The following is an 11907-nucleotide window of genomic DNA, read 5'->3' as shown; positions in this document are numbered from 1 at the left end:
GGAGTCTTGCATGAGCAGCAATATCCATCACGCGGCAGCCGGCGGTTACGCCACGGCGGCCGCCAGCTACGTCAAGGGCCGGCCCGATTACCCGCCGGAAGTGTCGGCCTGGCTGAAGGATAGCCTGGGCCTGGGGCCGGGTACCACCGTGCTGGACCTGGGCGCCGGCACGGGCAAGTTCACGCCGCGCCTGCTGGACACGGGCGCCACGGTCATCGCCGTGGAACCCGTGCCGGCCATGCTGGCGACATTGTCCGCAACCTTGCCGCAAGTCCAGGCCTTGGCAGGTACGGCAACGTCCATTCCCCTGCCCGACGCCTCGGTCGATGCCGTGGTTTGCGCACAAGCCTTCCACTGGTTCGCCACCTCTGCGGCGCTCGATGAGATATTGCGCGTGCTCAAGCCGGGCGGCAGGCTGGGCCTGGTGTGGAATCTGCGCGACGCCAGCGTGCCCTGGGTGGCCAGCCTGAACGCCATCGTCAACCGTGTCGAGGGCGACACACCCCGCTACTACACGGGCGCCTGGCGCCACGTCTTCCCCCACGCGGGGCTGACGCACTTACAGGAAACACAATTTTCCCAGGAGCATACGGGCACGGCCGAAGACGTGCTGTTCAACCGCGTGCGCTCCACCAGTTTTATTGCCGCCTTGCCGCCGCAGGAGCGCCAGCGCATCGACGACGAGATTCGCCAGATGATCGCCTCGGAGCCGGCCTTGCGCGGGCGGGACAGCATCAGCGTGCCCTACCGGACGGCCGCTTTCATGGCGCAAAAGGCGGCATCGGCAGATATTTAGGGGCCAGTGTATGCCAGCAAACAGAAGGATGTGGCGTTGGCGGCAATGATGGGGGCACACTCACCCATCACAAGGAAAAGCCATGTTCGCCATTCCACGCCCGCCCCTGCCCTACGAGCCGCGCTACGAGTTTGAAGAGGACGGCGAGCAGGAGACGTGCGCGCAGCTGCTGCAAACCCTGCACGGCATTTCCGCCACTACCTATGCAGACTCGGGCCATGCCACGCGCAGCGTGCATGCGAAAAGCCACGGCTTGCTGCGCGCCCGCCTGCAGGTACTCGATGGCCTGGCGCCCGAGCTGGCGCAAGGCCTGTTCGCCACGCCGGCCAGCTACGATGTGGTCATGCGCATCTCCACCATCCCTGGCGACATGCTTGACGACAAGGTGTCCGTGCCGCGTGGCATGGCCATCAAAGTGATCGGCGTACCGGGCACGCAGCTGTCCAGCCTGGAACCGGACGATGGCACGGAGCCCGCCAGCACGCAGGATTTCGTGCTCGTCAACGGTCCCGCCTTCCTCGCACCCAGCGCGAAAAAGTTCCTCGGCAGCCTGAAGCTGCTGGCCAGTACCACGGATAAAGTCCCGCGCCTGAAACAGGCGCTGTCGACCGTACTGCAGGGAGCGGAAAAGGCGCTCGAAGCCGTGGGCGGCGAAAGCGCTACGCTGAAAAGCCTGGGTGGCCATCCGGAAACCCATGTGCTGGGCGAAACCTACTATAGCCAGGCGCCCATTTTATATGGCGTCTACATGGCCAAGGTGGCGCTGGTGCCCGTGTTGCCGGAACTGTCAGCCCTGAAAGGTGCGCCTGTCGACCTGGATGGCAAGCCGAATGGCTTGCGCGACGCCGTCGTGGCCTACTTTGCCCGCCACGCGGCCACCTGGGAAGTGCGTATCCAGCTGTGCCGCGACATCGCCAGCATGCCGCTGGAAGACGCCTCCGTCGCCTGGTCCGAGGCAGACAGCCCGTATCTGCCCGTGGCCCGCATCACGGCCCAGCCGCAGGCGGGCTGGAGCGAAGCCCTGTCGCGTGCCGTCGATGACGGCATGGCCTTCAGTCCCTGGCATGGCTTGCTGGCGCACCGGCCGCTCGGTTCCATCATGCGCGTGCGCAAGGCTGCGTATGCGATGTCTGCGCGTTTCCGCTTCGAACGCACGGGCAAGGTCGCGCGCGAACCGCGCAACCTCGACGACGTTTTTGTCAATGACGCCATCAAATAGGCACCATGCGCAGCGACAAGCCATGCTGACCGCACCAGCCATGTCCGCCACCATGGCCTTCTGAAGCCTACGCCGCCTTCGGCTTGAGCATGCCTTCCACGATCCCCAGCACGGTCTGGCGCGGCAGCAAGCGCGGCAGCAACGCCAGAAGCCGGTTCGGCCTGCCTGCCACATGGCTGCTGCGGCCCCGGTCCAGCGCGCGCAGCGCTTCATCGACGACGGCTTGAGGATCCATGCGCTTGCCCACGGCCGCTTCGGGAGCGGCCACCACGTCGAAAAAAGCCGTTTCCGTGGCGCCCGGGCACAGGGCCAGCACGCGCACACCGCGGCTGCGGTTTTCGGCCCACAGGGCTTCCGAAAACGACAGCACGAAAGCCTTGCTGGCGCCATACACGGCCATGTAGGGATCGGGCTGCAGGGCCGCCGTGGACGCCACATTGATGATGGCGCCCCGCCCTTTTGCCAGCATGTGCGGCAAGGCGCAGTGCGTCAGTTCCATGAGGGCCGTGCAATTGACGGCCACCTCAAGCCCCTGGCGCGCGAGATCGATGCTTTCGAAGCGGCCGTGCGTGGCGAAACCCGCATTATTGATCAGTACATCGGGCGCCATGCCCAGCGCGCAGGCTTGCGCGTGGGCGTTCTGCGCGGCGCCGGGCAGGCCCAGGTCGGCCACCAGCGCATGCGCGCGGATGCCGTGGCGCTGGGAAAGTTCCTTGGCCAGGCTGTCGAGCACGGCGCCGGAACGGGCCAGCAGCAGCAAATGGGCGCCGCGCGCGGCCAGGGTTTCCGCGAAGACGCGGCCGATGCCGGACGAGGCACCCGTGATCAGCACGGTCTGCTTGGTGTAGTCGTATGGGAGCATGGTAAAAGTGTCGTAGTTGAAAGTGTTTCTACTGTAAACTGCGGTCTTTAGTCCACGGTCAAGGGAAAACGATGCGCATCGGAGAAATCACCCGCCTGACGGGCGTGAGCAAGGACACGGTGCGCTTCTACGAGCGCCAGGGTCTGCTGGATGAAGCGCCGCAGCCGGGCTTGACGAATAACTACAAGGAATATTCGGCGCAGGCGCTGCGGCGCATCGAGCTGATCGGCCACGCCAAGGCGCTGGGCTTTACCTTGAAGGAAATCGCCGAAGTCATTGCTGTATGGCAGGAAAACGCGCTCGATGCGGGCACCAAACGAGCAATGCTGGAAACGAAAATTGCCCAGATAGACGACAAGGCCCGCTCGATGGCCGTGCTGCGCGCCGGCCTCGTCGATGCGCTGGCCAAGGTGGAGACGGGCTGCGAGGACGGCGTGGCGGTCGCAAGAAATTTACAAGGATAATCAATGACTTATTACACGCAATACCGCCACCTGGCGCTCGAGGGCGCCAAGCCTGCCCCCACGGTGCAGCAGATCGCCGCCATCGAAGCCTTGCTGGAAGCACCGTTGCCACCCGCCTTCCTGGCGTTCTTGCGAGTGGCTAACGGCGCCTGGTTCGACTACACCTGCGATGTGCCGGACGGCAATGGCGGCGTGGAAAAAATGGGCTTCAATACCTTCTTCAGCGCCGACGAAGGCGATTTCTGCGATGAAACCCTGGTGGGCGAGATCCGCGCCGCGCGCAAGCATACGGACATGCCGGTGCGCATCCTGCCGTTCGCCCGCGATGGGGGCAATTCCATGGTCTACCTGGACCTGACGGAGGAAGGCGGCGGCCGGGTACTGGCCTATGTGCAGGAGTTGCCGGACTGGACGGGCAAGCGGGCACACGGAATGATGGAGCTGGCGCCATCCTTCGACGCCTGGCTGGACAGCCTGTACATCGACCGCGACACGGTGCTCGACGAACTCGAACACAGCGTCTCGGAGCCATCCCACTTGGACGCGATGGCAGAATGGCTCGATATCGGCATGCCCGCCTGGCGCCGCGATGCGGGCATTGCCGCCTTGTTTGCGCTGAAACAAGTCGAATTGTGCGCTAACGAACAGGACTAGTCCTACGGGCATGGTCGTGACTGTCCTATGGGTGTGCGCAGGCTGCGGGCTTAACATTGTCATCAGCTTGCAGAAAAAACCACGCATGCGCTCATGATATGAAAGGATTTCCCATGCCTATCTCTACCACCAGTTCGCGTACGCCCTCCCTGAAAAGCGTGGCCATCGGCGCCGCCGTGGCGCTCCTGAGCGGCATCGCCATCAACAGCATCGCCGCTGCCGCGCCAGGCGCGTACGACAAGCAATTCCTCAGCAAGGCTGCCGATGCTGGCAGCACGGAAATTGCTGCCAGCAAAGTGGCGCAAAGCAAGAGCAGCAATCCCGAGGTGAAGAAATTCGCCGACGCCATGGTCACCGATCACACGAAAGTGGCCGACGAGCTGAAACAGCTGGCCAGCAGCAAGCAGATCGAGGTCAGTGACCAGCCCGGCGCCAAACACAAGGCGCAGATCGACAAGCTGAGCCGCCTGGAAGGCCAGCCTTTCGACAAGGAATATGCGGCCAGCATCGGCGTGGCCGCGCACAAGGAAGCCGTAAAACTGTTTACGGATGCCAGCCAGAAAGCCAGCGATCCCGACATCAAGGCCTTTGCGGCCAAGACCTTGCCAGCGTTGCAACATCACCTGGAAATGGCGAACGCCCTGCAGGCGACATTGGCGAAATAGACGGCCATACGCGGGGAAATACTTGCAGTACGTGCTGTACAGCAAGTATTTCCGCTCTTGACATACAATGCGGCAACTTCGTTTTTGGCCATGCCATGACCTCATGCAGCTACTCAAGAAAACCGGCCTGATCGTCGCCGCCTTCCTGCTCATCATTGTGTTGGCAGGTTGGCTATTCATCAAGGTGAGCGCGGCGCGCAATGCCACCGTCTATGCACAGCAGTGGAACGATCAGGGCACGTGCGTGATCAAGACCTATGTGCCGCACTACGGCAACGGCGTGCCGCACAACATCGTGCGCGCCCTCAGCACATCCACCTTCTTCCGCGTGTATCACAAGGATGGAACCCTGCTGGAAAGCACGGAATGGGTGCTGGACATGCATGAAGACGGCATTCTCGACCATGCGCGCTGGGGCCAGAACCGCGCCATCTACCCGACGGACATGGGCGACGAAGGCTGGACCTTGCCCGAATGCGCGTAACTCTTTAGCAATCAAACGAAAGACTCCCATGCTGCGCGGCCCCTGGAGCGACGCCCCCTACCTTCCCACCTTGCACCATTTCCTCGGCCCTTTCGACGTGTATGACCGCGAAGAAACCCTGGGCGTGGAATTGGACGCCTGGGACATGAACGACCCGGTCCAGCGCACGGCGCTGATACGGCGCGACATCACGTCGCAATACAAGGAACTCGGCTACCGCCACCGCCATGCGCTGGTGGCCGTGCTGGCGCAGGCGCTGCAAGACCCTGACTATGACTTCCAGGCCATCCTCGAGCATGACCCCGAAAGCACGCACGCCCTGCCTGCCCGGTGGGATGAGATGGCTGACCCGCGCGCCTTCTTTGCCGATATCTACCGCCTGGCGCAGCAGGACTGGCGCGACGACCTGGCGCGCGCGGCGGCGGAAGACCCGGCCGACTGGTAGCGCGGCGCACGCGCCACACTATCGACACGATAGGCTGAACCCTCCTTTCCCCTATGAAATATCCATTGCGGCAACGTGCACGCGGCGTTGCAAAAACGCCCCACTGAAAAAATATCTGTTGCACCAGCGCATGCTCGCTGGCATCGCGCTACCATGAACCGTCGGCACTTCCATAGGCGCCGCCTTACCGCACCGGTTCCCCCGCCGGCTTTCCCCTGCCGCAATGTGAAGGAGATTCTCATGCCCAAGTTCGCCCCTGCCATGTGCCTGTCGCTCATCCTTGCCGCCGCTGCGCTACCTGGTATCGCCAGCGCTGCCGAAGGCGGCGCCACGCGCCCCGATGCCGAAGCCATGGTCAAGAAAGGCGTGGCCTACATCAAGAGTGCCGGCGATGCCAAGGCGTATGGCGACATCACGGCCAAGTCGCCGCAATTCATCCTGCACGACCTGTACCTGGTCGTCTATAAACTCGACGGCACGGTCGTCGCGCATGGCGCCAACCCGAAAATGGTGGGCAAGAACCTGATCGAATTGAAGGATATCGATGGCAAGGCTTTCGTCAAGGAACGCGTCGACCTGGCCAAGAGCAAGGGCACGTTCTGGCAGGAATACAAATTCACGAATCCGGAAACCAAGAAAATCGAGCCGAAAGTGATGTATTGCGAAAAGCTGGCCGAGACCGTCGTCTGCGGCGGCATCTACCTGTAGCCGGCCGCCGCGCCGCCAGCGCCGGGATGGTTTTCCGATCTCTTGACGATAGGGCTTCCGATGAAAATCGCACAGAAGATGTTGATCGTCCCGGTGGTCGCGCTGGCTTGCCTGCTGGCCATGGGGGCCTTGTCCTACTTCGCCATGCAGCAGAACGAGCAGCGCATGCGCGAATTGAAAGACGTCACTCTGACGGCCGAACGGCTTGCGAACCAGCAAGCCATTGCCCTGGGCCAGGTGCACGCCGACGTGTACGCGAAGATTGCCATCGCGGCCAGCCTGTCGGACGAACAGTTCAAGCAATTCGGTACGCAAACGGATGGCCAGCTGAACGCCATTGCGCAAGGCTTGAAGGTACTGCAGAAATTCTCGGGCGCCGCCACGGAAGCGGGCCAGGCGCTGCCGGGCATCGAGCGCTACCGTGCCAGCGTGGCACAGGCGCTGGACCTGGCGTCCATGGACCCGAATACGGGCGTGGCCGCGATGCAAAATGCCGCCGGACACTACCAGCAAGTGCGCGGGCAGTTGCGCCAGGTGCTGCTCAATCTCGACCACCGCACAGTCGATGCCTTGCAGGATACCAAGAATGCGGGCCAGCGGGCCGGCTGGCTGTCGCTGGGTACCATGGTCATCGGCTTTGCCCTGCTGGCCCTGATCGCCACGTGGGTGGCGCGCTCCGTGGTGCGGCCCATCGATGATGCTTGCCGTGCCGCCGAATCGCTGGCCGCCGGCGACCTGACCACGCGCATCGAGGCGCAGGGTGACGACGAGGTGGGCAAGCTGTCACGCGCCTTGGCCACCGTGCTGAAAAACTGGAACACCTTATTGGGCGACATCCGCCAGGCGGGCTCCACCATCACGGTGGAAGCGAGTGAAATCGCGCTCGGCAATGCCGACTTGTCGGCCCGCACCGAGTCGCAAGCCCATTCCTTGCAGGAAACGGCATCGTCGATGCACGCCTTGACCGATACCGTGCGCGAGAATGCCAGCCATGCGCACCAGGCCAACCAGATGGTGCTATCGACGTCGAACGTGGCGCTCGAGGGCGGCCGCGTCGTGGGCCAGGTGGTCGAAACGATGGGTTCGATCAAGGCCAGCTCCGGGCGCATCGTCGACATCATCGCCGTCATCGACGGCATTGCCTTCCAGACCAATATCCTCGCCTTGAACGCGGCCGTGGAAGCGGCGCGCGCGGGCGAACAGGGGCGCGGCTTTGCCGTCGTCGCCACCGAAGTGCGGGGCCTGGCGCAGCGTTCGGCCACGGCGGCGCGCGAAATCAAGCAATTGATCGAGGATTCCGTTGCCAGGATAGAAACTGGCAGCGAGCTGGCCGACAGCGCCGGGCGCACCATGGGCGATATTGTCGCTTCCGTCCAGCAAGTGACGGAAATCATGAACGACATCACGGCGGCCAGCCAGCGCCAGAGCAAGGGCATCGAGGAAGTCAACAATGCCATCACGGAAATGGACGAATTGACCCAGCGTAATGCCGCCCTCGTCGAACAGTCGGCCGCCGCCGCGCAAAGCATGCAGGACCAGGCGCACGATTTATTGCGCGTGGTCGACGCCTTCCGCTTGGGTGATGGCGGCCCGCCCTTGCTGACGCGTTAGCGGCGGTGCGGCATGGCGGCCTGGGCGCAGGCCTGCATGGCCTTGCCTGCCTCGACCAGTGCGGGGTCCGTGTCCCGCTGCAAGACATTGCCCATGCGGTATTGCTGATGGTAATCACCCAGCAGGGCGGAATACAGGAAGACCTGATCTTGCCTGCGCCAGGCGGCATGGTAGTTGCCACCTGGCGCAGCCGGGATGGCGGCGCTGAAATAGCTGTACAGACCGCCGACCTTCTTCTTGTGCAGCCATTCCATCAATTGCACGATGCGGTACTGTTCCAGCAGGCTCAATTCGCTGACCTTGCCGCTGGACAAGGCATAATACAGTTCCAGGCGGGCCATCCAGTTGCCTTTCCCGCCTGCCGCCACCAGCGCATCCCAGGCCGGGCCGGCCCGCACCTTGCGCACGTCGGCCGGCGCAGCCATCCAGGCCTCGACGGCGGCCTGGTCCGGCACGGGGCCATAGTAGGCGGGCGCGCGGCAGACGAACTGGCGCGCATCCGGCCCGTCCTGCGGGACTTCGTCGGCGATGTGCCTGGCGATCTTGTCGCCGATGCCCAGCAGGCGTTTGCCATAGCCTTCCAGGGTCCAGCTCGAAGGCACGCGCCCCAGCCAGGCCAGCGCATGGTCGTTGGCGCGGGCGGCCACCGCATAGGCGGCGATCCTGGCCTGCATCTTGACTTCTTTCTGCTGCTCCGCCAGCTTGAGCGCATCCTGCTCTTCATCATAGCGGCTCGTGGTTTTGGCCAGTTGCATGCATTGCTGGAAGGCGTCAGGGGCGCCCTGCCAGCATTCGGCGGGAACCTTCAGCTGCCAGCGCATGCTGATAGTTTTCAGAATATACGTGTCTTCCCCCTCCTCCCCCTTGACATAGGCACGGCCGTCCGCCTTGGTCACGCCTTTCGTCAGCTGCTTGCCGCCCACCGTGCTCCAGGTGTACGGATCATCATTTTGCGGCACGCCGGGCACGGCGTACAAAGTCAGGTAATGGCCGGCTGCGGCAGGTGCATCGGCGGCATGGCTCAGCGGCGACAGCAGGGATAAGGTCAATAAAGTTTTTTTAGGCAACAGTTTCAACATGCAGCAATCGGTTCAATGAAGTTCGGTATGGCAGGCGCAGTCGTGGCCGCTGGCCGCCTCGGACAGGTTTTGCAAAATCGCGCAGTCTTGCGACGGCTGCGGCTGGTCGCACTGGTGGCGCAAAGTCACCAGCTGCTGCTGCAAGGTTTGCAGGTTCGCCATCTGTTCGGCGATGCGCAGAATATGGTGGTCGAGCAATTCATTGACGCTCTGGCAACCTTCGGCCGGGTTGTTCTTAAATTCCAGCAAGGCGCGGATATCCGTCAAGCCGATCTGCAGAGAGCGGCAATGGCGGATGAATTGCAGCCGTTCCTGGTGTTCTTCCCGGTACTCGCGGTAGCCGGCGCTGTTGCGGCCCGGTTCCTGCAGCAAGCCCGCCTTTTCATAGTAACGCACGGTTTCCACGTCACAATCTGTCCGTTTGGCCAGTTCTCCGATACGCATGGCATCCCCTTTTCATTCTTTCATGCAAATTCCGCTTGACCCTGTAGCGGCTACAGGGTTTCTAATGGAAGCATACACGAAACCGGAAGGATGATGCGATGCCGCACGATAGCCATAACCACGCGCAGGGCCACGACCATAAGCACGATCATGACCATGGGCACAAGCATGCCGCCAGCCCGGCGCCCAAGGCCGCCGGCTGCTGTTCCAGCCAGCATGCGTGCTCGTCCACGCCTGCCGCCCCGTCCGGTCCAGCGCTGCCCAGCACGGCCATCGCCGGCGCCAACACGGCCAAATACCGCATCGCCAATATGGATTGCCCCACGGAAGAACGCTTGATCCGCAACAAGCTGGCCAATATGGCCGGCGTCGTGGGCCTCGATTTCAACCTGATGAAACGCGTGCTCGACGTGCACCACACCCTGCCGTCGCTGGCCACGGTGGAAGCGGCGCTGCACGGCATAGGCATGCAGGCGATTCCCATGGAGGCGGACGCGGTCGTCGCGCGCGACCCGAACGAAGGCAGCCTGTCCGGCATGCAAAAAGGCTTGCTGGTGGTTTCCGGCCTGGCCGCTGCCGGCGCCGAAGCGCTGGCATGGACCACGCATGAAGACAGTTCGCCCCTCGTCATCGCCCTGGCCCTGCTGTCGATCGCCACGGGCGGCTGGCCGACCCTGAAAAAGGGCTGGATTGCCCTGAAAACGTTCACCCTGAACATCAATTTCCTGATGAGCCTGGCGGTCTTTGGCGCCATCGCCATCGGCCAGTGGCCGGAAGCGGCCATGGTCATCTTCCTGTTCGCCATCGCCGAGCTGATCGAAGGCTTGTCCCTGAACCGCGCGCGCAACGCCGTGCACAGCCTGATGCAACTGGCGCCCGACACGGCGACCGTTGCCGACGCCAGCGGCGCCTGGCAGCCAGTTGCTGTCGCCACGGTGGCCATCGGCACGCTGATGCGCGTCAAGCCGGGCGAACGCATCGCCCTCGACGGCATCGTGCAAAGCGGCGAATCGTCCGTCAACCAGGCGCCGATCACCGGTGAAAGCATGCCGGTGGACAAGGCTGTGGGCGACGTCGTGTATGCGGGCACCATCAATGAACGGGGCTTGCTCGACGTTACCGTCACTGCCAACAGCGGCAACAGCACCCTGGCGAAAATCGTCAAGGTGATCGAGGAAACCCAGGGAAAACAGGCGCCCACGCAGCGCTTTGTCGACAATTTCGCCCGCTACTACACGCCGGCCGTGGTCGTGTTCGCCATCCTGGTGGCCGTACTGCCACCTTTGCTTTTTGGCGCACCGTTCATGGCCTGGGTATATAAAGCGCTGGTGATGCTGGTGATCGCCTGCCCATGCGCGCTCGTCATTTCCACGCCTGTCACCGTCGTCAGCGGCCTGACGGCGGCCGCGCGGCGCGGCATTCTGGTGAAAGGCGGGCAATTCCTGGAAACGGGTTACCGCATCAAGGCCATCGCCGTCGACAAGACAGGTACATTGACCATGGGCAAACCGGCCGTGACGGATGTGGTGGCCATGGAAGGCAGCAGCCGCGACGCCATCCTGCTGCTGGCCGCCAGCCTGGACGCCAATTCCGCCCACCCGCTGGCCGCCGCCATCGTCAAGGCCGGCCCGCCCGCCGGCAGCCATTTGCCCGTGACCCAGTTTGCCGCCCTGCATGGACGCGGCGTGCAAGGCACGATCGCCGGCCAGACGTATTACCTGGGCAATGCGCGCCTGATGACGGAATTGAATGTCCTGACGCCGGCATTGCAAGCCGTCCTGGCGCGGCTGGAACAGCAAGCCTACACGGCCATGGTGCTGGCTACTTCAAGCGGCGCGCTGGGCGTCATCGCCGTGGCCGATGTGCTGCGCCCGACGGCCGCGTCCGCCATTGCCAGATTGAATGCGCTGGGCGTGACCACCGTGATGCTGACGGGCGACAACCTGCTGACGGCGCAGCGCATTGGCGATGAAGTCGGTGTCAGCCTGGTCAAGGCGGAACTGCTGCCGGAAAACAAGCTCGATGAAATCAAGGCCTTGCAGCAGCAGTTCGGCGTGGTCGCCATGCTGGGCGACGGCGTCAACGACGCCCCGGCCCTGGCGCAGGCCGACATCGGTTTTGCCATGGGCGCGGCCGGCAGCGATACGGCCATCGAAACGGCGGACGTGGCCCTGATGGATGATGAGCTGGGCAAATTGCCCGAATTCATCAGCCTGAGCCAGCGCACGCGCAGCATCCTCGTGCAAAACATCAGCTTTGCCATCGGCATCAAGGCCGTGTTCTTCGGCCTGGCCCTGGCCGGCATGGCGACCCTGTGGATGGCCGTGTTCGCCGACGTGGGCGCCAGCCTGCTGGTGGTGGCGAACGGCCTCAGGTTGCTGCGCGGCAGTAAAGCCAAATAAATCCACGTGGAAAACTTTCCATCTGGACAATTGCTGTAAAAAACGCTACTTTGGCGGCTGATCTCCACCTCTGC

At 63.3% G+C, this 11907-nt stretch carries 13 protein-coding genes; 10 read left to right on the top strand and 3 right to left on the bottom strand.

Features of this window, described 5'->3' with window-relative positions:
• Positions 1–10 precede the first annotated feature (10 nt).
• Complete coding sequence (locus U0004_RS15745) at positions 11–796, top strand: class I SAM-dependent methyltransferase (RefSeq protein ID WP_070254451.1); 786 nt, start codon at positions 11–13, stop codon at positions 794–796.
• Positions 797–878: 82 nt separating this feature from the next.
• Complete coding sequence (locus tag U0004_RS15740; protein ID WP_070254450.1) at positions 879–2015, top strand: catalase family protein; 1137 nt, start codon at positions 879–881, stop codon at positions 2013–2015.
• Between the two features lie 67 nt (positions 2016–2082).
• On the opposite strand, the gene U0004_RS15735 is transcribed toward U0004_RS15740, so the two are convergent.
• Positions 2083–2877, bottom strand: coding sequence for an SDR family NAD(P)-dependent oxidoreductase (locus U0004_RS15735; RefSeq protein ID WP_070254449.1), 795 nt, complete (start codon positions 2875–2877; stop codon positions 2083–2085).
• Between the two features lie 71 nt (positions 2878–2948).
• Here U0004_RS15735 and U0004_RS15730 point away from each other — a divergent pair, with 71 nt between their 5' ends.
• The 7 genes from U0004_RS15730 (at position 2949) to U0004_RS15700 (ending at position 7908) form a co-directional block, all read left to right on the top strand.
• Positions 2949–3341, top strand: a complete 393-nt coding sequence (locus U0004_RS15730) for a MerR family transcriptional regulator (protein ID WP_070254448.1) — start codon at positions 2949–2951, stop codon at positions 3339–3341.
• A 3-nt stretch (positions 3342–3344) separates the two neighbouring features.
• Positions 3345–3995 carry an SMI1/KNR4 family protein gene (locus tag U0004_RS15725; RefSeq protein ID WP_070254447.1) on the top strand — a complete coding sequence of 217 codons (651 nt, stop codon included), beginning with the start codon at positions 3345–3347 and terminating at the stop codon, positions 3993–3995.
• 113 nt (positions 3996–4108) lie between these two features.
• Entirely contained in the window at positions 4109–4660 is a 552-nt protein-coding gene (locus tag U0004_RS15720; RefSeq protein WP_070254479.1) for a DUF4142 domain-containing protein, read from the top strand.
• Between the two features lie 103 nt (positions 4661–4763).
• A complete protein-coding gene (locus tag U0004_RS15715) occupies positions 4764–5144 on the top strand; it encodes a hypothetical protein (protein WP_070254446.1) in 381 nt (126 codons plus the stop codon).
• A 28-nt stretch (positions 5145–5172) separates the two neighbouring features.
• Entirely contained in the window at positions 5173–5589 is a 417-nt protein-coding gene (locus tag U0004_RS15710; RefSeq protein ID WP_070254445.1) for a hypothetical protein, read from the top strand.
• Positions 5590–5829: 240 nt separating this feature from the next.
• The gene (locus U0004_RS15705) at positions 5830–6297 is read left to right on the top strand and encodes a cache domain-containing protein (RefSeq protein ID WP_231958256.1); all 468 of its coding nucleotides are present in this window, start codon (positions 5830–5832) and stop codon (positions 6295–6297) included.
• A gap of 60 nt (positions 6298–6357) precedes the next feature.
• Positions 6358–7908: a methyl-accepting chemotaxis protein gene (locus U0004_RS15700; RefSeq protein WP_231958255.1), complete on the top strand. Its 1551-nt coding sequence runs from the start codon at positions 6358–6360 to the stop codon at positions 7906–7908.
• On the opposite strand, the gene U0004_RS15695 is transcribed toward U0004_RS15700, so the two are convergent.
• Positions 7905–8957: a hypothetical protein gene (locus tag U0004_RS15695; protein WP_139144096.1), complete on the bottom strand. Its 1053-nt coding sequence runs from the start codon at positions 8955–8957 to the stop codon at positions 7905–7907. The two genes, U0004_RS15700 and U0004_RS15695, sit on opposite strands and share 4 nt — an antisense overlap.
• A gap of 42 nt (positions 8958–8999) precedes the next feature.
• Complete coding sequence (cadR, locus tag U0004_RS15690; RefSeq protein WP_034787498.1) at positions 9000–9431, bottom strand: Cd(II)/Pb(II)-responsive transcriptional regulator; 432 nt, start codon at positions 9429–9431, stop codon at positions 9000–9002.
• Positions 9432–9529: 98 nt separating this feature from the next.
• On the opposite strand from cadR, the gene U0004_RS15685 reads away from it, so the two are divergent.
• Entirely contained in the window at positions 9530–11833 is a 2304-nt protein-coding gene (locus U0004_RS15685; RefSeq protein WP_070254443.1) for a heavy metal translocating P-type ATPase, read from the top strand.
• The last annotated feature ends 74 nt before the right edge of the window (positions 11834–11907 follow it).

Origin of the sequence: Janthinobacterium lividum, from assembly GCF_034424625.1 — a bacterium.
Classification (GTDB): Bacteria; Pseudomonadota; Gammaproteobacteria; order Burkholderiales; family Burkholderiaceae_D; genus Janthinobacterium; species Janthinobacterium lividum.
The sequence above is the reverse complement of the archived record's forward strand: the minus strand, read 5'-3'. Positions and strand labels throughout refer to the sequence as shown.